Origin of the sequence: Tenacibaculum sp. 190524A05c (assembly GCF_964036595.1) — a bacterium.
Taxonomy (GTDB): Bacteria; Bacteroidota; Bacteroidia; order Flavobacteriales; family Flavobacteriaceae; genus Polaribacter; species Polaribacter platacis.
Window position 1 is genome coordinate 542,088 of the sequence record NZ_OZ038523.1, and the last position, 26,921, is coordinate 569,008.

Sequence of the window (26,921 nt, forward strand, 5' to 3'; positions counted from 1 at the left end):
TAAAATAATAAGGAGAAAATTAGAGTTAAATCAACCAAAAACCATATCCTTAAAATATTAATAGTTTTTTTGGCTTTTTGATAGATTATTTATGGTGATTTTAGGATTGTAATAAACACTAACTTTCCATCTCATATTAACCTCTATTTAGTTATTTAATTTATGAAACCTAAGATTACAATCAAAATAATTGCAAAGGAATTAGGTGTTTCTACTTCAACAGTTTCAAAGGCATTGCGTGATAGCCATGAAATTAGTCATGAAACTAAAGAAAGAATAAAAGCCTATGCAAATTATTATAATTACAGACCTAATAATTTAGCATTACAATTACGTAGTCAAAAGACCAAAGTAATTGGAATAATATTGCCCAAAATTGTTCACCATTTCTTCTCAACTGTAATTAGTGGAATTGAAAAAGTGGCTAATGAACGTGGTTATAATATTATGGTTTGTTTCTCTAACGAAGATCAGGAGAAAGAAATTGAGACTATTAACGTATTAACCAATGGAAGTGTTGATGGTTTAATTGTTTCTATCGCTAAGGAAACGTTAAGAAACAAGGAGTTAAGTCATTTTTATCAACTTATTAGTAATGAAGTTCCTTTGGTGTTGTTTGATAGAGTTCATGATTCTATTAGATGTGATAAAGTTATTGTGGATGATATTGGAGCAGGGTATAAGGCGACAAGACATTTATTAAATACAAAATGTAATAAAATAGGAATCGTTACTACTCCAGAGCATGTTACAGTAGGTTTAGATAGATATCAAGGTTATGAGAGAGCGTTGAAAGAAGCTGGGATTAAAGTGGATTCTAATTTGGTCATTAATGTGGATGAGGAAGAAGATATTTACTCGCAAATTAAAGTTTTATTTGATCAAGATATCGATGCGATTTTTGCCGTTAATGAAATTTATGCAGCAATTGCTATTAGAATTGCAAAGGAAAAAGGAAAGCAAATTCCAGAAGATATTTCTATAATAGGTTTTACAGACGGATTAATATCTGAGTATTCTTCGCCTTCAATTACAACTGTAGTTCAGCATGGTTTAACTATGGGTGAACAAGCTGCTGAATTATTAATTGATCAAATTGAAAACTCTGAAAATCAGAGAGCACCACAAACAAAAGTAATCTCAAGTAACATTAAAATCAGGGAATCTAGTAAATCGTTGTAGTAAAAAATTATACTAGACATAAAGATTTTTTTATATATTTGACGACATAAGGACTTATCAATAACCTTTTCTGCAAAAAAGATAAGTCTTAGCGCTTATCGTACTATCAACTAATATATACGATATGAACAAGCGTAAACTAAGTTTCTTAGAAATTTGGAACATGAGTTTCGGATTTTTAGGAATTCAAATGGGTTTTGCCCTACAAAATGCTAACGCCAGTCGAATTTTACAGATTTTTGGAGCCGATGTGCACCAGCTATCTTGGTTTTGGTTAATTGCACCTTTTATGGGGTTAATAGTGCAGCCAATTATTGGGCATTATAGCGATAATACCTGGACAAGATTCGGTAGACGTAAGCCATTTTTCTTATTAGGAGCAGTCTTAGCTTCAATTGGAATGATCTTAATTCCACAAGCTGATTTCATGATTGCATTACTACCAGCACTTTGGGTAGGAGCAGGAATGTTAATGATTATGGATGCTTCTTTTAATATTGCAATGGAGCCATTTAGAGCTTTAGTTGCAGATAATCTCTCAGATGAACAAGCCACTCAAGGTTTTAGTATACAAACAGCACTTATTGGTATAGGAGCAGTTGTTGGTTCATGGTTACCATGGGTTTTAACAAATTGGTTTGGTTTAGCTAAAACTTCTGGAGAAGGTACAGTCCCTCAAAACTTATTATGGTCTTTTATTATTGGAGCAGTTGTTTTAATTGGTTCAATCCTAGTAACCATTTTTACCACGAAAGAATATTCACCTGAGGAGTTAGCTCAATTTGAAAAAAATAATACAGATAATACTGAAGAGTCAGTAGAAGAGCAAAAGGAAGCAAGATTATTAGATATTTTCGATGACTTTAAAAAAATGCCTGAAACAATGCGCCAATTAAGTTGGGTTCAATTCTTTTCATGGTTTGCTCTTTTTGGAATGTGGGTATTCTCTGTACCAGCAATAGCTCAACATATTTATGGTTTACCTTTCGATGATTCTAGCAGTGAAACTTACCAGGAAGCTGGAAATTGGGTAGGGATTTTATTTGGTATTTATAATGGTGTATCAGCCATATTTGCCTTTTTATTACCATCAATAGCAAAAAAGTTTAGTAGAAAGAAAACACATGCATATTCATTATTCATTGGAGGTATAGGTTTGATAATGATTTATTTCTTATCAGATCCAATGTCTTTAATTCTTCCAATGATATTTTTAGGAATTGCATGGGCAAGTATATTATCAATGCCTTACGCAATGTTGTCAGGTTCAATTTCTCCAAAGAAAATGGGAGTATACATGGGAATATTCAATTTCTTTATTGTGATACCTCAAATCGTAAATGGAATTATTGGAGGACCATTAGTAAAATATGCATATGGTAATCAAGCAATTTTTGCATTAGTAGTCAGCGGTATATCATTCTTAATCGCTGGAGCACTTTCATTTAAAATTAACGATAAAACTGATGTAGCGCATCAATAACTATGAATAAAAGAGGATTCATATTTGATTTGGACGGTGTTATAGTTGACACTGCGAAGTACCATTTTTTAGCTTGGAAAAAATTGGCTAATGATTTAGGAATTGATTTTACAGAACACCAGAATGAACAGTTAAAAGGTGTAAGTAGAGTAAAATCACTAGAGAAGATTTTAGATTGGGGAGGAATATCTCTTTCTGAGGATGCTTTTCAAGATCAAATGAACAAAAAGAATACAGATTATTTGTCTTACATAGAGACGATGAAAGAAGATGAAATTCTTATTGATGTTCCTAAAGTTTTGGATTATCTAAAAAACGAAAAACAGCCTTTAGCATTAGGTTCAGCCAGTAAAAATGCTAGAAAAATTTTGAAGAAAGTTTCACTTTATGATTCTTTCGATGCTATTGTAGATGGTACTAACGTAACTAAAGCAAAACCAGATCCTGAAGTTTTTTTAAAAGCAGCAGAAGAATTAGAAATTCATCCTGAACAATGTGTAGTATTTGAAGATTCTATTGCAGGAGTACAGGCGGCAAATAAAGCAAACATGATATCAATAGGTATCGGAGAGCAAGATGTTTTATCTGAGGCAGACTTTGTATTTAAAGATTTCTCAGAAATATCTATAGATTTTTTAACACAATTAATAAACAAACAATAATTCCCCAAACAACAAACAAACTAGAGAGAGATGAACCAAGATTATATAATACCAAATGAATGGTCGATTATCGAAGAAGGATATAATGATAGTAGAATAAAATCTTCTGAAAGTTTATTTAGTATCGGTAATGGTGCCATGGGGCAACGTGCAAATTTTGAAGAAAAGTATTCAGGTGAAACTTTTCAAGGAAGCTATATAGCTGGAGTTTATTATCCAGATAAAACCAGAGTTGGATGGTGGAAAAATGGTTATCCAGAGTATTTCGCAAAAGTATTAAATGCGCCAAATTGGATTGGAATTAACGTATTTGTAAACGATATCCAATTGGATTTATTTACGTGTAAAAAGGTTGTTGATTTCCGTCGTGAATTGAACATGAAGGAAGGTTGGTTATCAAGAAGTTTTAAAGCAACTTTAATCAATGACATTATAGTAAAAGTAGAAACAAAACGTTTTTTAAGTATTGATTTAGATGAAGTTGGAGCGATTGAGTACAATGTAACTCCAATTTCTGGTGATGTAGAGATTACATTTCAACCTTATTTAGATAGCGGAATTCATAATGAAGATAGTAATTGGGACGATCAGTTTTGGAACACAACTAATGTAACTGAAAACTCTAGTCAAGCTTTCATAGAAGCACATACGATGAAAACCAATTTTCATACTTGTACTTTTATGGAATCTAAGCTTTTCATAAACGGTAAAGAACAAAACTCAATTCCAAAAACTGAATCTTCTGAAACTAAAGTATCGTTTTATTATCCAGCGCACATAAAAGCCAATGAAACATATACAATTCACAAGTTCGGTGGTTATGTAGTGGATAGAAATCATGATACGAATCAATTAGTCACTGCAGCAAAAAATACATTAAAGTTAGCTGTAGATTTAGGTTTCTCTAATTTATTAGATCAACAAAAACAAGCATGGGCTAATATCTGGGAAATGGCTGATATTACCATTGATGGTGATGTAAAAGCTCAACAAGGTATTCGTTTTAATATCATGCAATTAAACCATACATATTTAGGTAAAGACGCACGATTAAATATCGGACCAAAAGGATTTACTGGAGAGAAATATGGAGGAAGTACATATTGGGATACAGAAGCGTACTGTTTACCATTTTATATGGCAACAAAGAACCAAGAGGTTGCAAAAAGTCTTTTAACGTACAGATATAACCAACTAGATAAAGCTATTGAAAATGCTGAAAGTTTAGGATTTACTAACGGAGCGGCATTGTATCCAATGGTAACTATGAATGGTGAAGAGTGTCATAATGAATGGGAAATTACTTTTGAAGAAATCCATAGAAATGGTGCTATAGCCTTTGCCATTTTTAATTATTATAGGTTCACAAATGACTACAGTTATATTCCAGAAAAAGGATTAGAAGTTCTTATTGGTATTGCACGTTTTTGGCATCAAAGAGTTAATTTCTCTGAAGACAAGCAAAAATACGTAATGCTTGGTGTTACTGGGCCTAACGAATATGAAAACAATATAAATAATAACTGGTATACGAACTACATCGCAAAATGGTGTATTGATTATGCCTTAGAAAATATTGAAAAGGTTAAAGAAGAATATGTTTCTGATTTTAAACGAATAGTTGAAAAAGTAAATATTTCTGAAGCGGAATTATCTAGCTGGAGAAAAGTTGCTGAGAACATGTATTTTCCTTATTCTGAGAAGCATGAAGTCTTCTTACAACAAGATGGTTTCTTAGATAAAGATTTAGTAACTGTTGAAAATCTAGATAAATCACAACGTCCAATTAATCAAAAATGGAGTTGGGATCGCATACTTCGTTCACCTTATATTAAGCAAGCAGATGTTTTACAAGGGTTTTATTTCTTTGAAGATCATTTCTCTACTGAGGAGCTTGAAAAACATTTTGATTTCTATGAACCATTCACAGTTCATGAAAGTTCACTTTCTCCTTGTGTTCACAGTATTCAAGCTGCGAAACTTGGAAGAATGGAGCAGGCTTATACTTTCTATTTAAGAACATCACGTTTAGATTTAGATGATTACAATAAAGAAGTTGAAGAAGGTCTTCATATTACCTCAATGGCAGGTACTTGGATGAGTATTGTTGAAGGATTTGGAGGAATGAGAATTCAAGATGATAAATTAAGTTTTACTCCGCAAATTCCAAGTCAGTGGGAAGGATATTCGTTTAAAGTAAACTTTAGAAATCAAGTATTAAAAGTAATTGTTAACCAAGGAAAAACACATTTTGAGGTTGATGGTAATAAAGAATTACAAATCATTGTAAATGGTGAAAAAGTTACTATTTCCCCGAATAATTTAGTAACTGTATAATAGTTTGAATGTACAAGAGTAAAATATAAAATCATGAAAAAACATTTAGTATTAATCACGTTATTTTCAATTCTTTTAGTTAGCTCTTGTAAAGAAAAATCAAAAGAATCTTTAAGTAAAGATTCAAATGAACCAATAGTTGAAGTTAATGATGTAAGAAGGGTAGAACCTCCATTTTGGTGGACTGGTTTTAAAAACACATCGCTTCAACTTTTGGTTAAACATTCAGGTATTGGTAGTTATAATGCTGAAATATCATATCCGGGAGTTACAATAGAAAAAGTTCATACAGCAGATAGTCCAAATTATTTGTTTTTGGATTTAAAAATTTCTGAAACGGTTCAACCAGGAAAATTCAATATAGTTTTTAGTAAAGATTCGACCTCTAAGTTATTTCAAACGTATGAGTTAAAAGCTCGTGAACAAAAAGCGGAGGATGTTATTGGTTTCAATAGTTCTGACGCAATTTATTTAATCACTCCAGATCGCTTTGCGAATTCAAATCCAAATAACGATTCTTTTGAACAATTAAATGAAAAAGGAATTGATAGAAAGAATAATTATGCTCGTCATGGTGGCGATATTGAGGGAATTGCATCTCATGTAGATTATATTAAAAATCTAGGGTTTACAGCAGTTTGGCCAAGTCCGTTATTAACTAATGATATGCCTAGTGGATCTTATCATGGATACGCTATTACAGATTATTATCAGGTTGATCCGAGATTTGGAACTTTAGAAGAATACAAAGAATTAGCATCAAAATTGGAAAGTAATAATATGAAACTTATTATGGACCAAGTTGCAAATCATTGTGGACTAGAACATTGGTGGATGAAAGATTTACCTTTTAAAGATTGGGTAAATTATCAAGAACATTATGAGCAAAACAAGGCAAACTGGAGTAGTGAAATTGTAAAAAGATCTTCTCACAGAAGAACAACTAACCAAGATATTTATGCGTCAAAGACCGATAAAAAGGAAATGACTGATGGCTGGTTTGTAAAAGGAATGCCTGATTTAAATCAGAGAAATCCTTTTATGGCCAAGTATCTCATCCAAAATAGTATTTGGTGGATTGAATATTTAAAGTTAGGTGGAATTCGTCAAGATACATATCCATATCCAGATAAAGATTTTATGAGTGATTGGGCTGGTGCAATTATGAAAGAATATCCCAATTTTAATATTGTAGGAGAGGAGTGGTCTTCAAATCCATTATTAATTGGATATTGGCAAGATGGTCAAAAGAATACCGATGGATACGATTCTAATCTACGATCTACAATGGATTTTGCCATGCAAGAAAAAATTGTTGCTGGTTTAAAGAATAAAGAGACTTGGGGAACTGGATTAAAAGAGATTTATGTTGCCTTAGCAAATGATTTTCATTACAAAAGACCACTTGATATTTTAGTATTTCCAGATAACCATGATATGAGTAGAATCTTTACTCAATTAAATGGGAATATTGTAGATACGAAAATGGCGTTAAGTTATCTAGCTACAATTCCTAGAACATTTCAGATGTATTACGGAACTGAAATTCTAATGAATGATTTTGATAAGCCTGGTGATCATGGTTTAATTAGAACCGATTTCCCTGGTGGTTGGAATGGTGATGCGGTTAATGCATTCACAGGTGAAAACTTGTCTATAGAGAAAAAAGAAATGCAAAATTATATTTCTAAACTAATGAATTTTAGAAAGCATTCTAAGGCAATTCATGATGGGAAAACAATGCATTTTGCACCTGAAAAAAACACTTACGTGTTGTCAAGATTTTCAGATGATGAAACTATAGTTCATATTTTAAATAAAAACGAGCAACCTTTTGATTTAAAACTCGATAGGTTCAATGAATTAGGTTTAGATGGCAAAACATTAAAAAATGTTTTTACAGGAGAAACAATAACTTGGTCAAATACACTAACTTTAAATCATAAAGGAAGTTATTTATTTACAACTAAATTATAATCTATGAAACTAATAAAATTAGGTATTTGTTTAAGTCTGTTATTTGCATCGTGTAAAAGTGAATCAACTAAAAAATTAAACGATGAAGAAGCAGTAATTAATCCAAAAACAGAAATAAATTTTAAACCTGTTACAGGTGTAGAATTGTCTGGAGGTAAATTACTTAGAGCAGAGAATTTTCCATCATCTTATATAAAACAAAGACCTGTTGATATCTGGTTGCCAGATAACTATTCTGCAGATAAAAAGTATAGTGTTTTATATATGCATGACGGACAAATGTTGTTTGATGCTAAAACTACTTGGAATAAACAAGAATGGAAAGTAGACGAATGGGCAACACAACTTCAAAAAGATGGAAAAGTTCAAGATTTTATAGTTGTGGCAATTCATAATATTAGTGACTTACGCTGGTTAGATTTATTTCCAGAAAAAGCGTTCAATTTTATTGATCCTCAAACACAACAGGAGTTAAGGAATATTCCAATGGCTGTTGAATTTAAATTTAGTGGAGATAATTATTTGAAATTTATCATAAATGAAGTAAAACCATTTATTGATAGCAATTATTCAGTTTATACAGATAAAGCGCACACTTTTGTAATGGGATCAAGTATGGGCGGATTAATGTCTATGTATGCTATTAGTGAATATCCAGATATTTTTGGTGGAGCTGCTTGTATTTCTACACACTGGCTTGGTTCTATGCCAATGGCAAACAATCCGTATCCTAAGGCACTTTTCGAGTATATGAATGCAAATTTCCCACAGTCTCAGGATCAAAAAGTTTATTTTGATTATGGAGATAAAACTTTAGACGCTCACTATCCGCAATATGCGAAACAAGTTGATGATGTTTTAGAAGCTAAAGGATATAACGATACAAATTCTAAAAACATATTTTTTGAAGGAGCAGACCATTCGGAAAACTCTTGGAACATTAGGTTAGATCAACCACTAGTTTTTCTTTTAGGTAAGTAAAGCTAGAAATATTAAACTACACTATGAAACACCTCTTTTTATATATTTTAACTTTTGTTTGTTTAATTTCTTTAAATGCTCAAAATACAAAGCGGAAATATAAATCTCATAATGAAAAAGATGGTGTTTTTACTGTAGTTACTGATGATGGAGAATATAAAATACAGTTTTATACTTCAGAAATTGTAGAAACAACTTTTATTCCTAAAGGAGAAACTAAATCAAATGATTCTCATGCTGTTGTCCTAGCACCATCGGAAGTAAAAACTAAATATTCTTATGTAGGAAATGATATTTCATTTGCATCTAAGGATGTTTCAGTAAGAGTTACAACAGATCCTTTTCAAATTTCATACTACCATAACGGGAAACCAATAATCTCTGAAAAAAGAGGGTATTTTAAAAGTAAACATGAATCTATGGAGATGGTAAGTGGTAATATTATCGCGGACCAAACAGAGAAAATAGAGTTCAATATTTCCAAGGATGAAGTTTTATATGGAGGTGGAGCCCGAGCTTTGGGAATGAATAGAAGAGGAAACCGATTACCGTTGTTTAACAGAGCACATTACGGATATGAAACGGATTCTAAATTAATGAACTATACAATGCCGGTTGTTGCTTCATCAAAACAGTATATAATTCATTTTGATAATGCTCCGGTTGGATATTTAGATTTAGATAGCAATCAAACAAATACACTTACCTACGAAACAATTTCTGGTAGAAAAACCTATCAAATCATTGTTGGAAATTCATGGTTAGATGTTATCGATAATTACACAGATTTAACAGGAAAACAACCCATGCCACCACGTTGGGTTTTAGGTAATTTTTCAAGTAGATTCGGATATCATTCTCAAAAAGAAACAGAAAATACTATTCAAAAGTTTAAAGAAGAAAATATTCCAGTTGACGGAGTTATCCTAGATTTATATTGGTTTGGAAAAGATATCAAAGGAACCATGGGGAATTTAGAGGTGTATAAAGACTCTTTTCCTAATATGAAGCAAATGGTTTCAGATTTGAAAAAAGATGGTGTAAAAACGATATTAATAACAGAACCATTTGTATTAACAACTTCAAAACGTTGGGATGAAGCCGTGACTAAGGATATTTTAGCTAAAGACAGTGTTGGAAATCCTTATAAATTCGATTTCTACTTTGGAAACACTGGACTAATTGATATTTATAATCCGAAAGGAAAAGATTGGTTTTGGAATATTTATAAAGATATTGCCAATCTTGGTGTTAAAGGTTTGTGGGGAGATTTAGGAGAACCTGAAGTTCATCCACATCAGTTATTACATAAAACAGGAACTGCAAATGAAGTTCATAATATATACGGGCACGATTGGGCACGATTAATTTATGAAGGATACGCCAAAGAATTCCCAAACGAAAGACCATTTATACTAATGCGAGCTGGATACTCTGGTTCTCAACGTTTTGGTTTAATTCCATGGTCGGGTGATGTAAACAGAACTTGGGGAGGATTACAAAGTCAGCCTGAAATTAGTTTACAAATGGGAATACAAGGATTAGGTTATATGCATTCTGACTTAGGTGGCTTTGCGGGAAATAATTTGGATGATGAATTGTATGTTCGTTGGTTACAATATGGTGTTTTCCAACCAATATTTAGACCACATGCTCAGGAAGAAGTTCCTAGTGAACCTGTATTTCGATCAGAGAACGCAAAACAGTTAGCTAAAAAAGCTATAGAACTGCGCTATAAATTATTACCATATAATTATCATTTAGTTTTTGAGAATCATATTCATGGGAAACCATTAATGAGACCTTTGTTTTTTGAAGATGATAGCCGAGAATTATTGGAGAATTCTTCAAGTTATCTATGGGGAAATGATTTTCTTATCACGCCAGTTCTAAAACCAAAAGCTACAAAAGTTGATGTTTATTTTCCTAAGAACACTACATGGTTTAATTTTTATACAGATGAAATCATAACGAATAAAGCTTCACAAACGGAAAAAACTGAGGAAAGTTCAATTCCTACATTTGTAAGAGCAGGTAGTTTTATTCCAACCGTAAATGTTGTTCAAAGTACTGACAATTATAATTTAAAGGCTTTTACATTACATTACTATCATCATAATTCAATTGAAAAAAGTAAAAGACTCTTATATAACGATGATGGGTTAACAAACAACGCATTAGAAAATGAAGCTTATGAATTGCTTGAATTTCATTCTAATGCGTCTAAGCATAAGCTAAACTTCACATTTAAAATAAACACAGGTAAAAATTTCAATTCTACTTCAAAACAAATAGAATTTGTAATTCACAACATCACAACACAGCCTAAAAAAGTTAAAGTTCAGGGCAAAACCGTGAATTTTAACTGGAATCGAGATACAAAACAATTAGTTATTCCATTGGTATTGAACAACAACAGACAAACTAAATTAACTATTAAATTATAGTATGAAAAGAATTTTATTAATAGCATTATCAGCTTTCTTCTTACAAAACTGTAAAAGTCAAAAAGAAGAAGTAGTAGTAGAAAAGAAAGAAACACCTTTTTATTGGGAGGCTGCAAATGTGTATTTTTTATTAACAGATAGATTTAATAACGGAGATAAAACAAACGATATAAATTTTGACAGAACTAAGGAAACTGGAAAGTTACGTGGTTTTGAAGGTGGTGATTTAAAAGGAATTACGGAAAAAATAAATCAAGGTTATTTTACCGATTTAGGAATCAATGCCATTTGGATGACTCCAATTGTTGAGCAAATACATGGTGGAACTGATGAAGGTACAGGAGTTACCTACGGTTTTCACGGATATTGGACCAAAGATTGGACTGCTATTGATCCAAACTATGGAACAAAGGAAGACTTGAAAAATCTTGTTGAAGCTGCTCACAGCAAAGGAATCAGAATATTGTTAGATGCCGTAATAAATCACACAGGTCCAGTTACAGAGAAAGATCCTGTTTGGACTTCTGAATGGGTTAGAACTGAACCTCAATGTAAATACGACAACTACGAAAATACAGTTACTTGTACGTTGGTAAAGAATTTACCAGATATTAAGACTGAGAGTAATGAAGAAGTTCAATTACCACCTCAATTAGTTGAAAAATGGAAAGCTGAGGGAAGATATGAGCAGGAAGTGGCAGAATTGGATGAATTCTTTAAAAGAACTGGTCATCCAAGAGCTCCTCGTTTTTATATCATGAAATGGTTAACAGACTATATTACAGAATTTGGAATTGACGGTTATCGTGTAGATACGGTTAAACATACGGAAGAATCTGTTTGGCAAGAATTTAGAAAAGAGTGTGATTATGCATTCGAAGCTTGGAAGAAAAATAATACTGACAAAGTATTAGATAGTAACGACTTCTATTTAGTTGGAGAAGTTTATAACTACGGAATTAGCTCAGGTAAGGCATTTGATTTTGGTGATAGAAAAGTAAATTATTTCGATAAAAGTTTTAATAGTTTAATCAATTTTGAGATTAAGTGGAATGCCAAGCAAATGGCTTTAGCAGATGTTTTTCAACGTTATGATAGTCTTCTAAACACGAATTTAAAGGAGTATAGCATATTGAATTATTTGTCTTCTCATGATGACGGTCAACCTTTCGACCCGAAGCGTGAATCGCCATATAAAACAGGAACAATATTATTATTAACTCCAGGAGCTTCACAAGTGTATTATGGAGATGAATCAGCGAGAAGTCTTGTTGTTGAAGGAACTATTGGAGATGCTACTTTACGTTCTAATATGAATTGGCAGGAGTTAAGAGATGAGCAAGAAAAGCAGAAAGTTTTGGTGCATTGGATGAAATTAGGACGATTCAGAAAAAATCATCCATCAGTTGGTGCTGGTAGCCATAAAGTGATTTCAAAAATTCCTCATGTTTTTTCTAGATCTTTTGAAAAAGGTGATTATTCTGACCAAGTTGTTATTGGTTTAGAATTACCATCAGGAGAAAAAACTATCGATGTTTCTTCTGTATTTAAAGATGGTGATGTACTTCGTGATACATATTCAAATAAGGAAGCAGAAGTTAAAGATGGAAAAGTGAATCTATCGACTACATTTTCAATTGTTTTATTAGAAAAGAAATAGAGAATGAGATTTGTATTTAAAACACTGCTTATCTGTTTTGTAACAGTTTTAATTTCCTGTCAAAATGAAGTTGTAGAGAAAAGTGTTAGTTCACCAAATTCTGAATTGAATGTTGAGTTTAATATTAATGAATCAGGACAACCGCAGTATACTGTTTCTTTTAATGGAAAAATAGTGGTAAAACCATCTTCACTTGGTTTTGATGTAAAGGATCAAAAAGCATTGGATAAAGATTTTACTATTGTTAAAACGTCTACAAGATCTTTCAATGAAACATGGCGAATGCCTTGGGGAGAACAGTTAAATGTTGAGAATAATTATAACGAACTAAAAGTTGAATTAGAAGAGAGTTCTGAGTTAAAAAGAAAACTAAATATCGTTTTTAGAGTGTATGACGATGGAATCGGATTTAGATATGAATTTCCAGAACAAGATAACCTAAAAGATATTTATATCACTGAAGAACATACGAATTTCAATCTTACCGAAGACTATAAAACATTTTGGATTCCAGGAGATTGGGATATTTATGAGCACTTATATAGTACAACGAAACTTTCAGAAATTGATACTGAAAATTATAAGGTGAATAGTGCCTTAGCTCAGACTTCAATTCCGAATAAAGCAGTAAACACACCAGTAACTATGGTAGGTTCAGATGGAACGCATTTGAGTTTTCATGAAGCTGGTTTATTAAATTATTCAGGAATGACTTTAGGAGTAGATGCTAATGAACTTTCGTTAAAAAGTATATTAGTTGGCTCTGATAATCGTGATTATAAAGTGAAACAAACCGTTCCTTTTAATACACCTTGGAGAACTATCCAAATTACAAAAAGTGCACCGGAATTAATCGAATCTAATCTGATAGTGAACTTAAACGAACCTAATAAAATAGGTGATGTTTCTTGGTTTACTCCTATGAAATATACAGGTGTATGGTGGGAAATGCATTTAGGAAAATCTTCATGGGATTATGGTATGGAGAAAGTTAATGGGAAATGGACTGACACCGGAAAAGCTCACGGAAAGCATGGCGCAACGACAGAAAATGTAAAACGTTTTATCGATTTTTCTGCTAAGAATAATATCAAAGGAGTTCTTGTAGAAGGTTGGAATACAGGTTGGGAAGAATGGATTGGTTTTGAAGATAGGGAAGGAGTATTCGATTTTGTAACTCCATATCCAGATTATGATTTAGATGAAGTGACGAAATACGCCAAAGAAAAAGGTGTAGAAATCATTATGCATCATGAAACTTCTGCAGCAACTCAAACCTACGAGAAACAACAGGATACGGCATATGCGTTAATGAAAAAGTATGGGATGCATGCTGTGAAATCAGGATACGTTGGAAAAATTATTCCAAAAGGAGAATATCATCACGGACAGTACATGGTAAATCAGTACAATGAAGCAGCAATCAAAGCGGCAAATTATCAAGTGGCCGTAAATGCTCATGAACCAATAAAAGCAACAGGTTTAAGAAGGACTTATCCTAATATAATTTCTAGAGAAGGTTTACGTGGACAAGAGTTTAATGCTTGGTCACCGGATGGTGGAAATCCACCTGAACATTTGCCAATTGTAGCTTTTACAAGAATGTTAGCTGGACCAATTGATTTCACTCCTGGTATTTTTAACATTAAGTTTGATGAGTATAGAAAAACAAATCAAGTAAATACAACACTTGCTCAACAATTGGCCTTGTATGTGGTCATTTATAGTCCAGTGCAAATGGCGGCAGACTTAGTTGAGCATTATGAAGCAAATCCTGAACCACTTCAATTTATTAAAGATGTTGGTGTTGATTGGGAAAAAACTAGAGTTTTAAATGGTGAAGTTGGAGATTTTGTAACTATTGCTCGTAAAGAGAGAAATACAGAAAACTGGTTTGTAGGAAGTATTACTGATGAAAACTCAAGAGAAATCACAGTAGATTTCAAATTTCTAGATGAAGGAGCAACTTATAATGCAGTAATTTATAAAGATGGAAATGATGCACATTGGAATGATAATCCAACTGCAATTGATATAGAAAAACAAACAATAACTAAAGATTCTAAACTTACGATTAAACTTGCCGAAGGTGGTGGTTTTGCTATAAGTTTATTAAAACAATAACTACAATTCAAATGAAAAAACTTCTTGCAATGGCGGTTGTGGCTGCCATGATTTCTTGTAAACAAGAAACTAAGGAAACTGATAAAACAACAGCACAAGTTGAGAATAAAACCAAGGATAATAAGGTAATTCAACCTATTTCAAATGAGGTGCTAGAAACAGCAGTTATTTACGAAGCTAATATTCGTCAATATTCAAAAGAAGGAACTTTTGATGCGTTTACTAAAGATATTCCTCAGTTAAAGGAATTAGGAGTCAAAATAATATGGTTAATGCCGGTATTTCCAATTTCTGAAACAAAGCGCAAAGCAACTGGAGGAAAAGACAGTAAGTTCGCTTCTGAATTTCCAGAAGAAGAAAGAGCGAAGTATTTAGGAAGTTATTATGCTGTTTCTGACTTCAAAAAAATCAATCCAGAGTTCGGAACAATTGAAGATTTCCGAAAACTTGTTAAAACAGCTCATGATAACGGTATTTATGTAATCTTAGATTGGGTGCCAAATCATACAGGTTGGGATCATACTTGGTTAACAACGAATTCTGATTTTTATACTAAGAATGATAAAGGAGAAGTTATTCATCCGGAAGGAACTGATTGGACAGATGTTGCTGATTTAAATTATGATAATCCTGAATTAAGAAAAGAAATGATCAGCGATATGTCATATTGGATTACTAAAGAGAATATTGATGGTTTCCGTTGTGATGTTGCAGGTTCTGTACCAACGGCATTTTGGCAAGAAGCTGTTCCTCAATTAAGAAAATTGAAAGATATTTTCATGTTAGCGGAAGCTTGGGAACCTGAATTATTAGAAGGTAACTTATTTGATATGGGATATGGTTGGGATCGTCACCACACCATGAATCATATTGCAAAAGGAGAAGAGAATGTTATGGCTTGGCATAAAAACTCTTCTAAGGATGTGGCTAGATACGAGAAGGATGATATTCTAATGACTTTCGTAACAAATCATGATGAAAATTCTTGGAATGGTACAATTGAAGAGAGAATGGGAGAAAGTGCTGGTTTATTTACAACATTAAGTTACTTAGTTCCAGGAATGCCATTAATTTATTCGGGTCAAGAATATGGTTTAAATCACAGATTAAAGTTCTTTGAAAAGGACTCAATTCCAAAAACAAAAGGGAAGGAATGGAGTTTATTAAAGAAACTAGCAGAATTAAAACAAAGTAATAAAGCATTACATGGAGGTAAAGAGAAAGCGAGATATACAGTAATGATAGTAGAAAGTGATGATATTTTAGCATTTCGTAAAGAAAAAGAAGAGGATGAAGTTGTATTTATAGGAAATCTATCTAAAGAAAAACAATCCCTTAAAATAGGAATAGATGGTGATTATGTAGATTATTTTTCGGGAAAAGTTTTTAATTTTAAGACTAATTATAAATTTAATTTGTCACCATGGCAGTTTCATGTATTGGTAAAAAAATAACATATGACTTAAAGTTAAGAAAATAATACTTTAAAAAGAGAACGTAATTCACGTTCTCTTTTTTATTTTATTATAATTTCTTCTGACGGAATTATCATTTCGTCAGTGTTTATGGGAGTTTATAACGTATTTCGTTAAAAATTTAAAATAGACGAAAGATGTTTAAAAAATACCGATTCTTAAAAATTTCACTACTAAGTATTCTAAGTTTAGTACTTATTATCTTCTTGTTTGGTTACTGGTTTATCAATTTACTTCCAGCAAGAGACAAAACGTTGATGAGTAAAACAGTAAAGGAAATACCTTACTTGAGTGAAAATGTGATTTCAAATAGGGGAAAGGTTTTAGTGGTTGTGACGAGTACTTCAATGATTGAAAAAAATCAGAAAAAAACAGGATACGAATTGACTGAACTTTCGCGTGCTTATTATGTTTTTCAAGCTAATGGGTTTGAAGTAGATATTGCGAGTCCGAAAGGAGGAAAACCTCCAGTTGTAATTGATGATGAAGATATGGGAGTATATGATTATGCTTTTCTAAATGATAAAGAAGCACAATACAAATCAGAGAATACAATTCCACTTGATCAAATTAATTCTAGTGATTATTCGGCAGTTTATATTGTAGGAGGAAAGGGAGCAATGTTTGATTTTCCAAATCATAAGAAACTACAATCATTAATTAAATCATTGTATCAATCAGATAAAGTGGTAGGAGCGGTATGTCATGGTCCAGCGGCTTTAATTAACGTTAAATTAGATAATGGTGATTATCTTCTTAAAAATAAGAATGTGAGTAGCTTTACTTCAAAGGAAGAATTATTTCTTATTCCAGAAGCTAAAACTGTTTTCCCGTTTCTTTTACAAGAAGAACTATCTTCAAAAGGAGCGAAGTTTAATGAAGGAACCATGTATTTAGAACAAGTAAGTCATGATGATAATTTAATAACAGGTCAAAATCCATGGTCAACTTGGAAAGTTGCAGAGACTATGATTGCACAAATGGGATATACTCCGAAAGATAGAAAGATTACTGAGGATGAATTGGCTATTAATGTGTTAAGCAAATACAATTCTCATGGAAAAAGTGAAGCAAAAAAACTGATTGGTAAAATTACCAAAGAAAGTAATTCTGTAAATAGAACTCTAATTGCTCAGCATGCTGTAATTGCTGCAATGAAGGGTGAAATTTCTACATTTTATGATTTAGTAACTCTAGTTTCTTTTTTAAAGAACATTGATAAAGATTAGATGAAAAACAATTAAATTTGATAAAAATACGTGATTGAATTACTCTGATATATTTCTTATTATTTTAAGTAGTGCAGGTTTGTTGCACGGTGTATTATTTGCCTTTTATTTATTGTTTTTTAAAAAGAAAAAAACAATTTCCAATACGATATTAGGTTTTGTTTTAATATTTATGGCGTTTAGAATTGGAAAATCAATTCTATTAAACTTTAGTCACGATTTAGAACCAATTTTTATATGTATTGGACTGGCATTTATACTTTTAATTGGTCCATTTTTAAGATGGTATTTTAAAGGAATGACCACGGCTAACTTCAAATTATTAAAAATACATATTCCAGAAATTATTCCTTTTGTAATTGTATTCGGACTTAGTTTTTTGATAGCAGAATATTGGTTGCAACCTGATAACAAAGTCGCCATAATCATTTTTGCAAGTGTGTTGATATTTAGTTATTTACATTTTTTGGTGTACATTTTTTTATGTTACAGAATATTAAGAAAGTCTAAAAAAAGTATAGATAATAGTAATTATACAAAATCACAAAAATCAATTTTAAATTGGTTAATATTATTGATCGTTAGTAGTTTAGTGATTTGGGTTTCGTATTTCTTAAACATTATTGAAAACTCTGTTCCATATATTATCGGACCTATTTTATACAGTATTGTTATTTATTTTCTAACCTTTAAAGCTTTTCAATTAAACATAACCGAGGTTTCTGGAAGTGCTTTTAAAAAGAATGATGATTATGCACTTTTTGAGCGAATATCAAGTTTAGTTATTGAAGAAGATTTGTATTTAGAATCAGATATTTCCTTGGCAAAATTGAGCAAGTTAATTGGTGTTACAGCTCAGAAAACTTCGGAGGTTATCAATGAATATAGTATCGGTAATTTTAATGATTTTATTAATTATAAAAGAGTTCAGAAAGCGAAAGAAATATTAAGTTCAGAACAAGGTCAAAATTACACAATCGCTTCTGTAGCTTTTGATGTAGGTTTCAATAGTTTGTCTTCATTCAATGCATCTTTTAAAAAGTTTGAAGGAATTACTCCATCTATCTTCAAGAAAAACAGTGTTTTATAGAAGTAATGCGCTTATTTTAACAGTTAGTTATCAGTGTTTTACCTACTTTTTTAGTAATTTTAAAGAAAATAGTGAATTATGAGGACAGCATTTCTATACATATCGGTAGTTTTTTTAGTTATTGGATGTTCTTCAGCTAAAAAAACAGTTTCTCCAGAGCAACTAAAAAAGGTAGAAACAATTGTAACGAACAAATCATTTAAAATTGACTCTGATTGGGCATTTCCTATGGTTACTAGCTCACTAATTAGTTTACAAAATGCTGGTTTTTTTCCAAACACTAGTACAGCTAGTATGATTGATATTACGAGTCATAATCAATATTTTATTTTTAATAAAGATTCTGTAAACGCTAGCTTACCGTATTATGGAGAAAGACAAATGGGAGCGGCTTATGATAGATCAAATAATGGAGGAATAGAATTCAATGGTGTTCCGGAAAATTACACGATGAATAAAACAAAGAGAGGAGACTACAGAATTAAATTTAAAATAAAAGATAAAAATGCATTAACTGAAACCTACAGAGTGGATGTTATGATTTATAAGAATATGTCAACCAAAATCAATGTATTCAGCTCACATAGATTTAAAATCGAGTATAGAGGAAAATTGAAAGAGCTAGACAAGGATGCAGAAATTTAATCTAAAATTTAATTAAAAGTTTTATTATATGACCAGGCGATAAGTCTGGTTTTTTTATTTCCATGTTCCATTGGAATTATAGTATAGCTTAATTTTAGATTGAATATTTTTATTTCTAATCTCACAATAAATTTAGGCGTCATTCCGAATTTATTTCGGAATCTCATAAAGTTACTAAAGAAACATTTATAATGAGAACCTGAAATAAATTCAGGTTGACGTTTCGTTATAAATTATGTAAAGTCATGATTGAAAACTTTTTATAAAAGACCAGGCGATAAGTCTGGTTTTTTTATTTCCATGCTCCATTGGAATTATAGTATACTTTGCCTTTAGTTTTTTCAATTGTTTCTCAAGTTTTGGCAAATTTTCTTTTCTTGAAACTAAGCTTGTAAAATAACCTACTTGTGATTTAAAATCAACACTCTGCTTAATCATACGCTTTAAAAACAGGGCTTCTCCGCCATTACACCACAATTCGCTATGTTGACCACCAAAATTTAATTCTGAGGCTCCTTTACCTAAATTTTTAAGCTTCTGACTGGCATTTTTCGAAGCATCTTCTTCCGAAGTATAAAATGGAGGATTACACATCGTAAAATGGAAATAATCATCTTGCTGAATAATTCCTTTGAAAATATTAGCATTATCCATTTGTTGAATGATTTTTACTTTGTCCTTTAAATTAGTTGTAAAATCGATGTTTTTCCTTGCTGCTTCAATACTTTGAGCATTAATATCGCAACCTACCATGTGCCAATTATAAACTTGAACACCCAAAATAGTATAAATAGCATTGGCACCAACACCAACATCTAGTCCTTTTACAGGTTCTTGTTCTTTGGCAATTATATCCGCAACATAATGAATATAATCTACCCGACTAGGAATGGGCGGACATAAAAATCCATCAGGAAGTTCCCAGTTTTCCAATTCATAATGATGAATTAATAGCGATTTGTTTAATTCTATAACTGCTTTAGGATTAGAAAAGTCAATCGTTAGAGAATTTGTATGTTTATTTAACGTCACAAACTCCTGTAAAGTGGTATTAACTTTGATTAAACTATCAAAATTGTAAGATGAATTCTTATGTATATTTCTTGGATGCATGAGAATTCAAAAGTATAAAAAAGGAAAATTGTTTCATTAATTTAAAGAGAAAAGAGTTTTTGTGTTTAATCTTTTTTTAAATTTGTTAAACATGGAAATCATCAAATTCACAAATAAAGGTATTTATTGTATTCCGGGTAAGTTCTATTTGGATCCTTGGTATCCTGTGGATTATGCTATTATTTCACACGGACACGCAGATCACGCACGTTGGGGAATGAAACATTATTTGTGTCATACGCTGACGAAAAACATTATAAAACACAGAATTGGCGCGGATATATCTGTAGAAACTCTGAATTATAATGAACCTAAAACGATAAATGGTGTACAAGTTAGTTTTCATCCAGCAGGACATATTATTGGTTCTTGTCAAATTCGCTTAGAATATAAAGGTAAAGTTGTGGTGTTTTCTGGAGATTATAAAATTAAAGAAGATGGACTAACGACGCCTTTTGAATCCGTAAAATGTCATGAATTTATCACTGAAAGTACCTTTGGTTTACCGATTTATAAATGGCAACCAGAGCATCTTTTAAAAGCTCAAATTCACGATTGGATTCAGACCAATCTTTCTAACAATAGAACCAGTGTCTTTTTTGGTTATTCTTTGGGTAAATCTCAAAGAATCATGAAACTCTTGGAAGATTTTGATGAAATCTATGTACACAATGCCATTCATCATATTAATAATGCGATAGAAACATCAGGAGTTGCTTTGCCAAAAACAATTCGACTAGATGGTAATTTTAAGAAAGACGATATGAAAAATAAGATTGTTATCATGCCACCAGCATTATTAGGAAGTAAATTATTGAAAAGGATTCCCAACTCGGCAACGGCTATTTGTTCTGGTTGGATGCAAATTCGTGGAAATAGACGCTGGCGCGGTGTTGATGCAGGATTCGTTGTTAGTGATCATGCAGATTGGGATGGTTTATTACTAGCGGTTAAAGCTTCAGAAGCAGAAAAAGTGTATGTGACTCATGGTTCACAAGCTTCATTTTCTCGATATTTAAATGAAATCGGAATTGAATCTGAAGAAGTAATTACGGAATACGGAGAAGAACAGATCAATTCAGAAGAAAAAAAGACTGTAGAAACAGCAGCATCAAAATAAATGAAGGCATTTACGCAACTTATCAATAGTATCGAAATAACGAATAAAACCAATGCTAAAATTGAAGCTTTGGTTCGTTACTTTGAAACTGCTGAGGATAAAGATAAGTTGTGGATGATTGCCTTATTTACTGGTAAACGTCCTTCCAGACCCGTAAAATCTTCCTTAATGAAAGAATGGTGTATGGAAATTTCTAAAATTCCAGAATGGCTTTTTTTAGAGAGTTACAGTACTGTTGGAGATTTGGGTGAAACTTTGGCTTTATTATTACCTGATCCATTAAACACTATAGAAAAACCGGTATATGAATGGATGGACGAATTGGTAGCATTAAAACCTAAAACAGAAGAAGAGAAAAAGGAGTATGTGCTCAAAGCTTGGAACGGATTACAACCGCAGGAACGTTTGATTTTCAATAAGTTGATTGGTGGAAGTTTTAGAATTGGTGTATCTAAAAAAACATTAGTTAATGCTTTAGCGAAACTTACCAATACAGATGTAAATCAATTGATGCATAGTATTATAGGGAATTGGGATATCAACACTATTACTTTTGATGAATTGCTTTCTGGAGCGCATATTAATTATGATAATTCAAAACCTTATCCGTTTGCCTTGGCTTATAGTTTAGAGAAAGCATTGAACGAATTAGGAACAATTGAGGATTGGCAAATAGAGTATAAATGGGATGGAATTCGTGGACAAATTGTTAAGCGAAATAACGAAATATTCATTTGGAGTAGAGGAGAAGAGTTGGTTACGAATCAGTTTCCTGAGTTAATTGAAGCATTTCAAACTTGGGAAGGAGATTTTGTAATTGATGGTGAAATTTTGGCGATAAAGGATTCAAGTGTATTGCTATTTAATGATTTACAAAAGCGATTGAATCGTAAAAACATCAGTAAAAAGTTATTACAGGAAGTTCCTATTGGATTTTATGCCTATGATATTATGGAATTGAATCAAGAAGATCTGAGGGAAACTCCTTTAGCATCGAGAAGAACCCAATTAGAAAATCTTTTTGAACATAATACTTCAGCGAATGTAAAATTGTCCGAAACCATCAATGTTCAAGATTGGAATGAATTGAATGCCATTCGAAATGAGTCTCGAAAGTTGAATTCCGAAGGTTTAATGCTCAAGCAAAAGAGTTCTACCTATCATATTGGAAGGAAAAAAGGAACTTGGTGGAAATGGAAAGTAGATCCGTTAACTATTGATGTTGTGATGATTTATGCACAAAAGGGTAGTGGACGAAGAAGTTCAAAGTATACAGATTATACGTTTGCTGTTAAAAAAGAGGATCAATTGGTTACCATTGCAAAAGCATATTCAGGATTAACAGATGCAGAAATTACTGAAATTAGTAGATGGGTAACGAAGAATGCAACTGAAAAATTTGGACCAGTACGAACTGTAAAACCTGAGTTAGTGTTTGAAATTGCATTTGAAGGAATTGCCTTGAGCAAACGACATAAATCTGGAGTTGCCTTACGTTTTCCAAGAATAAAACGTTGGAGAAGAGATAAAAAAGTAGATGAAATCGATACGATTGAATCTGTAAAAGATTTAATTTTCAAGCAATGAGAAAATTAGAAGAAACCAACGGTTACCAAATTATCGAAGATTGGATGGCTTCAAAATCTTTTTCACCTTTTGATTTTCAATTGAAAGCTTGGAAAAAGTATGCCCATAATTATAGTGGTCTGGTCGTTGCTCCAACAGGTTTCGGAAAAACATATTCAATGTTTTTGGCTGTTGTTATTGATTATTTAAATAATCCAAATTCCTATAAAAAAGGATGTAAATTACTGTGGATTAGTCCGCTTCGTTCTCTAGCAAAAGATTTACAAAAAGCGATGCAAACTGCGATTGATGAGATTGGTTTGGATTGGGTAGCTTCAGTAAGAAATGGCGATACACCTCAAAATATACGTAGACAGCAAGAACGAAAAATGCCAGATATTCTGTTGACTACACCAGAAACCATGCATTTATTGTTTACGCAGAAAAACAACTCAAGATGGTTTAAAAATGTACAGTGTGTCGTTGTGGACGAATGGCACGAGTTATTATCTACAAAGCGTGGCGTTTTAACCGAATTAGCAGTGGCTAGAATACGATCATTGTCGAAAAATGTTCGTATTTGGGGAATTTCTGCTACGATTGGAAATTTGGAAGAAGCGAAAGAAGTATTGATTCCATATTCGGATGTAAAAACAACCATCATAACCTCTAAAGAAAAGAAAAAGCTAAAAATTGTTTCGCTATTGCCAGATGAAGTGGAAGTTTTGCCTTGGGCAGGACATTTAGGAGCACATATGATTAAAAAAGTATTGCCCATAATTTATGAGAATACCACCACTTTAATTTTTACCAATACACGAAGTCAATCAGAATTGTGGTATCAATTGTTATTAGATTCCGATCCTGATTTAGCTGGACAAATTGCAATTCATCATGGTTCTATTGATAAAAAACTGAGAAATTGGATTGAAGACGCGATTAATGATCAACTACTCAAAGCAGTTGTTTGTACATCTTCCTTAGATTTAGGTGTCGATTTTAAACCTGTGGATTGTGTAATTCAAATTGGCTCTGCAAAAGGAATCGCAAGATTTATACAAAGAGCGGGGAGAAGCGGTCATTCTCCTTATGAAGTTTCAAAAGTATATTGTTTACCAACACATTCTTTACAATTAATTGAAGTTTCTGCATTAAAAGAAGCCGTAAAACGAAAAGACGTAGAATCCAGAACTCCAGTAGTTTTATCGTACGATGTTTTGGTTCAGTTTTTAGTGTCATTAGCCGTTGGAGAAGGATTTGACGATACAAAAACCTTTGAATTATTGCGGCAAACACATGCGTATTCACAATTATCGATAGAAGATTTTAAATGGGCAATGTTGTTTATTACCAAAGGTGGAAATACGTTAAAAACCTATGAAGAATTTCATAAAGTGGTCTTTGATGAAGAAAGTCAGTTATACAAAGTAACAAGTAGACGAATTAGTATGTTACACCGCATGAATGTTGGTGCTATTGTAAGTGATGCGATGTTAAAAGTTCGATTTATGAAAGGTGGTTTTGTTGGAATGATTGAAGAATATTTCATTTCAAAACTAAAAAACGGAACTCCATTTGTACTAGCAGGTAGAGTTTTAGAGATTGTTCATATCAAAGAAATGACTGTTTTTGTGCGTAAAAGTTCATCTAAAAAAGCAATTACTCCAAGTTGGAAAGGAGGGAGGCTACCATTAACGTCCTACTTAAGTCATTATTTACGATTAAAATTAAATGATGCTCTAGAACCAGGAATTCGAGAACGAGAATTAAAATTTTTAAATCCTTTATTAACAGCACAAAATAGTAATTCTCATATTCCAAAATCTAATGAGTTTTTAGTAGAAAAGATTAAAACTCGAGAAGGATTTCATTTGTTTTTTTATCCGTTTGAAGGTAGATTAGTACATGAAATTATGGCGTCTTTAATTGCCTATAGAATTAGTAAAATAAAACCGATTACTTTTACTATTGCCATGAACGATTATGGTTTTGATTTGTTAAGCGATCAAGAAATTCCTGTGGATGAATTGAATATTAAAGAGATCCTTTCCAAAGAAAACCTGATGCAAGATGCAATTGCCAGTGTAAATGCATCAGAAATGGCGAATCGGAAATTTAGAGATATTGCTGTTATTGCTGGGTTAGTGGTACAATCACAACCCGGAAAAAGAAAGACGAATAAAAGTTTACAATCATCTTCTGGTTTGATATTTAGAGTTTTAGAAGATCACGAACCTAATAATTTGTTAGTACGACAAGCATATACCGAAGTATTTAATGAACAATTAGAAGAAGCCAGATTACAAGAAGCTTTTCAGCGAATTGGGAAGAGTAACATCATTTTAAAAGAGGCGAGTGGCTATACACCATTGAGTTTCCCAATAAAAGTAGACAGTTTACGAGACACCATGAGTAATGAGAAGTTAATAGATCGTGTAAAAAGACTTCAAAATCAGCATTATAAGTTAATTCAATGAACATTTTAACAGAGGAAATTCAATTTGGTGGAGCGAGTTTAACGCTAACAAATCAACGAGTAATCTATTGGAAATCAGAAGAAACATTGATTTTGTCGGATGTTCATATTGGTAAAACAGCACATTTCAGACAACACGGAATTGCTATATCAGATAAGGTTTTACATGAAGACTTAAAACGATTAGCAGTATTAATAGATTATTTTTCACCTAAAAAGTTAGTTGTAGTTGGTGATTTATTTCATGCAGAATATAATTCTAATATTACCGAATTTAAAGAATGGCTAACAGATTATACGGATTTGGATAAGGTTTTAGTGAAAGGAAATCATGATAGAATTCATTCCATGGTTTCTGAGGAATTGAATTTTACGGTAGTAAACAAATTAAAGATTCAGAATATCACGTTTAAACATGATGTGGATGACGCAGATGTAAATGAATTTATAATTTCTGGACATATTCATCCTGGCGTGAAATTAAAAACTCGCGGGAAACAATATTTAAAATTGCCATGTTATTATGTGAACAGTTCAGAAGTGATTTTACCAGCATTTAGCTTGTTCACTGGATTAAATACAAACTTTGATATCGAAAAGGGGAATATTTACGCATTTGATGACGAAATCATTTTTAAAGCAAAATAACCCCAGAATAGTTGTTTTAAAACATTCTATTTAACATAATATAAATTATAGTTCATATTTGTTTAAGAGAATTATATTGTCATATTAAAGTTTCTATTAAGCTTTGGGTGATTTCTGTAAGATTGTCAAATTCCTTTCTATAGGATTTTTCATTTTTAATTTCATTTATTGGTTTAAGATTTTCAATGTATTTTACCTGTAGTAATATTTGATTATACTCTTTAGGAAATAATCTTAATAAAACATCTTTAGTAATGAATATACATCCTAATAAGAGCTTGTAATCATAAAACGAATTAGGACAATTTAGATTCCTTGATAAATTAAAAATAGCTAAAGAGTTATTTTCTTTTTTTATTCGATGATTATGTGCTAACACATTATTTCTAAACTCCTTCATATCTTTCCACTCATTGATTCTATCCATGACTGGTTTAGTGATCTTGCGAAGTATGATTATTTTCGACTCTTGCTCTTCTTTAATTAGTCTAGCAAAGTATTCCCATTCATCCAAATATGAACAGGAAGTAATAATTATTTGACTTGTAATTATTGAATAAATAATAGAATTTGTATTATTTTCCTCTTTTGACAAGCATTTTAAGTATTCATCTAGTAATGCTTGAAGTGTACATAAAACAAGAATAGATTCTTGTGTTTTAGTTAGGTTGTTTTTCATAGTTATGTTATTCTTTTTCTTTATAAA

General features: G+C 31.8%; 19 protein-coding genes. 17 read left to right on the forward strand and 2 right to left on the reverse strand.

Features of this window, described 5'->3' with window-relative positions:
• Nucleotides 1-162 precede the first annotated feature (162 nt).
• The 13 genes from ABNT61_RS02430 to ABNT61_RS02490 all read left to right on the forward strand — a co-directional run bounded on the left by ABNT61_RS02430 (nucleotide 163) and on the right by ABNT61_RS02490 (nucleotide 19,292).
• A complete protein-coding gene (locus ABNT61_RS02430; RefSeq protein ID WP_348741805.1) occupies nucleotides 163-1,182 on the forward strand; it encodes a LacI family DNA-binding transcriptional regulator in 1,020 nt (339 codons plus the stop codon).
• A gap of 124 nt (nucleotides 1,183-1,306) precedes the next feature.
• Nucleotides 1,307-2,665, forward strand: coding sequence for an MFS transporter (locus ABNT61_RS02435; protein WP_348744697.1), 1,359 nt, complete (start codon nucleotides 1,307-1,309; stop codon nucleotides 2,663-2,665).
• A 2-nt stretch (nucleotides 2,666-2,667) separates the two neighbouring features.
• Complete coding sequence (pgmB, locus tag ABNT61_RS02440) at nucleotides 2,668-3,327, forward strand: beta-phosphoglucomutase (protein ID WP_348741807.1); 660 nt, start codon at nucleotides 2,668-2,670, stop codon at nucleotides 3,325-3,327.
• A 30-nt stretch (nucleotides 3,328-3,357) separates the two neighbouring features.
• Nucleotides 3,358-5,664 carry a glycoside hydrolase family 65 protein gene (locus ABNT61_RS02445; protein WP_348744698.1) on the forward strand — a complete coding sequence of 769 codons (2,307 nt, stop codon included), beginning with the start codon at nucleotides 3,358-3,360 and terminating at the stop codon, nucleotides 5,662-5,664.
• Nucleotides 5,665-5,697: 33 nt separating this feature from the next.
• Nucleotides 5,698-7,641, forward strand: coding sequence for a glycoside hydrolase family 13 protein (locus ABNT61_RS02450; RefSeq protein ID WP_348744699.1), 1,944 nt, complete (start codon nucleotides 5,698-5,700; stop codon nucleotides 7,639-7,641).
• A 3-nt stretch (nucleotides 7,642-7,644) separates the two neighbouring features.
• Nucleotides 7,645-8,622 carry an alpha/beta hydrolase gene (locus tag ABNT61_RS02455; protein WP_348744700.1) on the forward strand — a complete coding sequence of 326 codons (978 nt, stop codon included), beginning with the start codon at nucleotides 7,645-7,647 and terminating at the stop codon, nucleotides 8,620-8,622.
• Nucleotides 8,623-8,645: 23 nt separating this feature from the next.
• On the forward strand, nucleotides 8,646-11,069 hold the full coding sequence (locus ABNT61_RS02460) for a TIM-barrel domain-containing protein (protein ID WP_348744701.1): 2,424 nt from the start codon (nucleotides 8,646-8,648) through the stop codon (nucleotides 11,067-11,069).
• A gap of 1 nt (nucleotide 11,070) precedes the next feature.
• Complete coding sequence (locus tag ABNT61_RS02465) at nucleotides 11,071-12,729, forward strand: alpha-amylase family glycosyl hydrolase (RefSeq protein ID WP_348744702.1); 1,659 nt, start codon at nucleotides 11,071-11,073, stop codon at nucleotides 12,727-12,729.
• Nucleotides 12,730-12,732: 3 nt separating this feature from the next.
• On the forward strand, nucleotides 12,733-14,853 hold the full coding sequence (locus tag ABNT61_RS02470; RefSeq protein WP_348744703.1) for a glycoside hydrolase family 97 protein: 2,121 nt from the start codon (nucleotides 12,733-12,735) through the stop codon (nucleotides 14,851-14,853).
• Nucleotides 14,854-14,864: 11 nt separating this feature from the next.
• Entirely contained in the window at nucleotides 14,865-16,307 is a 1,443-nt protein-coding gene (locus tag ABNT61_RS02475) for an alpha-amylase family glycosyl hydrolase (protein WP_348744704.1), read from the forward strand.
• 158 nt (nucleotides 16,308-16,465) lie between these two features.
• Nucleotides 16,466-17,557, forward strand: coding sequence for a type 1 glutamine amidotransferase domain-containing protein (locus ABNT61_RS02480; RefSeq protein WP_348744705.1), 1,092 nt, complete (start codon nucleotides 16,466-16,468; stop codon nucleotides 17,555-17,557).
• 172 nt (nucleotides 17,558-17,729) lie between these two features.
• Nucleotides 17,730-18,647 (forward strand): helix-turn-helix domain-containing protein, encoded by a 918-nt coding sequence (locus tag ABNT61_RS02485; RefSeq protein ID WP_348744706.1) that lies wholly within the window; start codon nucleotides 17,730-17,732, stop codon nucleotides 18,645-18,647.
• Nucleotides 18,648-18,725: 78 nt separating this feature from the next.
• Nucleotides 18,726-19,292 (forward strand): DUF4251 domain-containing protein, encoded by a 567-nt coding sequence (locus ABNT61_RS02490; RefSeq protein WP_348744707.1) that lies wholly within the window; start codon nucleotides 18,726-18,728, stop codon nucleotides 19,290-19,292.
• 243 nt (nucleotides 19,293-19,535) lie between these two features.
• Here the strand turns inward: ABNT61_RS02490 and rlmF are convergent, their stop codons facing one another.
• Entirely contained in the window at nucleotides 19,536-20,405 is an 870-nt protein-coding gene (gene rlmF, locus ABNT61_RS02495; RefSeq protein WP_348744708.1) for a 23S rRNA (adenine(1618)-N(6))-methyltransferase RlmF, read from the reverse strand.
• Nucleotides 20,406-20,496: 91 nt separating this feature from the next.
• Here rlmF and ABNT61_RS02500 point away from each other — a divergent pair, with 91 nt between their 5' ends.
• From ABNT61_RS02500 to pdeM, 4 genes are read left to right on the forward strand one after another with little or no spacing between them, the layout of a single operon-like run.
• Nucleotides 20,497-21,525: a ligase-associated DNA damage response exonuclease gene (locus tag ABNT61_RS02500; RefSeq protein WP_348744709.1), complete on the forward strand. Its 1,029-nt coding sequence runs from the start codon at nucleotides 20,497-20,499 to the stop codon at nucleotides 21,523-21,525.
• The gene (locus tag ABNT61_RS02505; protein WP_348744710.1) at nucleotides 21,526-23,112 is read left to right on the forward strand and encodes an ATP-dependent DNA ligase; all 1,587 of its coding nucleotides are present in this window, start codon (nucleotides 21,526-21,528) and stop codon (nucleotides 23,110-23,112) included.
• On the forward strand, nucleotides 23,109-25,568 hold the full coding sequence (locus tag ABNT61_RS02510; RefSeq protein WP_348744711.1) for a ligase-associated DNA damage response DEXH box helicase: 2,460 nt from the start codon (nucleotides 23,109-23,111) through the stop codon (nucleotides 25,566-25,568). The genes ABNT61_RS02505 and ABNT61_RS02510 overlap by 4 nt, the downstream gene beginning before the upstream one ends.
• Nucleotides 25,565-26,215, forward strand: coding sequence for a ligase-associated DNA damage response endonuclease PdeM (gene pdeM, locus ABNT61_RS02515; RefSeq protein WP_348744712.1), 651 nt, complete (start codon nucleotides 25,565-25,567; stop codon nucleotides 26,213-26,215). Before ABNT61_RS02510 ends, pdeM begins: the two co-directional genes overlap by 4 nt.
• Nucleotides 26,216-26,294: 79 nt before the next feature.
• Here the strand turns inward: pdeM and ABNT61_RS02520 are convergent, their stop codons facing one another.
• Entirely contained in the window at nucleotides 26,295-26,894 is a 600-nt protein-coding gene (locus tag ABNT61_RS02520) for a hypothetical protein (RefSeq protein ID WP_348744713.1), read from the reverse strand.
• Nucleotides 26,895-26,921 lie beyond the last annotated feature (27 nt).

Coding starts and splice junctions, on each gene's coding strand:
- ABNT61_RS02520 (WP_348744713.1), bottom strand. CDS start 26,894: ATGAAAAACAACCTAACTAAAACACAAGAATCTATTCTTGTTTTATGT.
- ABNT61_RS02510 (WP_348744711.1), top strand. CDS start 23,109: ATGAGAAAATTAGAAGAAACCAACGGTTACCAAATTATCGAAGATTGG.
- ABNT61_RS02435 (WP_348744697.1), top strand. CDS start 1,307: ATGAACAAGCGTAAACTAAGTTTCTTAGAAATTTGGAACATGAGTTTC.
- ABNT61_RS02500 (WP_348744709.1), top strand. CDS start 20,497: ATGGAAATCATCAAATTCACAAATAAAGGTATTTATTGTATTCCGGGT.
- pdeM (WP_348744712.1), top strand. CDS start 25,565: ATGAACATTTTAACAGAGGAAATTCAATTTGGTGGAGCGAGTTTAACG.
- ABNT61_RS02460 (WP_348744701.1), top strand. CDS start 8,646: ATGAAACACCTCTTTTTATATATTTTAACTTTTGTTTGTTTAATTTCT.
- rlmF (WP_348744708.1), bottom strand. CDS start 20,405: ATGCATCCAAGAAATATACATAAGAATTCATCTTACAATTTTGATAGT.
- ABNT61_RS02430 (WP_348741805.1), top strand. CDS start 163: ATGAAACCTAAGATTACAATCAAAATAATTGCAAAGGAATTAGGTGTT.
- ABNT61_RS02455 (WP_348744700.1), top strand. CDS start 7,645: ATGAAACTAATAAAATTAGGTATTTGTTTAAGTCTGTTATTTGCATCG.
- ABNT61_RS02465 (WP_348744702.1), top strand. CDS start 11,071: ATGAAAAGAATTTTATTAATAGCATTATCAGCTTTCTTCTTACAAAAC.
- ABNT61_RS02445 (WP_348744698.1), top strand. CDS start 3,358: ATGAACCAAGATTATATAATACCAAATGAATGGTCGATTATCGAAGAA.
- ABNT61_RS02450 (WP_348744699.1), top strand. CDS start 5,698: ATGAAAAAACATTTAGTATTAATCACGTTATTTTCAATTCTTTTAGTT.
- ABNT61_RS02470 (WP_348744703.1), top strand. CDS start 12,733: ATGAGATTTGTATTTAAAACACTGCTTATCTGTTTTGTAACAGTTTTA.
- pgmB (WP_348741807.1), top strand. CDS start 2,668: ATGAATAAAAGAGGATTCATATTTGATTTGGACGGTGTTATAGTTGAC.
- ABNT61_RS02480 (WP_348744705.1), top strand. CDS start 16,466: ATGTTTAAAAAATACCGATTCTTAAAAATTTCACTACTAAGTATTCTA.
- ABNT61_RS02490 (WP_348744707.1), top strand. CDS start 18,726: ATGAGGACAGCATTTCTATACATATCGGTAGTTTTTTTAGTTATTGGA.
- ABNT61_RS02485 (WP_348744706.1), top strand. CDS start 17,730: ATGGCGTTTAGAATTGGAAAATCAATTCTATTAAACTTTAGTCACGAT.
- ABNT61_RS02505 (WP_348744710.1), top strand. CDS start 21,526: ATGAAGGCATTTACGCAACTTATCAATAGTATCGAAATAACGAATAAA.
- ABNT61_RS02475 (WP_348744704.1), top strand. CDS start 14,865: ATGAAAAAACTTCTTGCAATGGCGGTTGTGGCTGCCATGATTTCTTGT.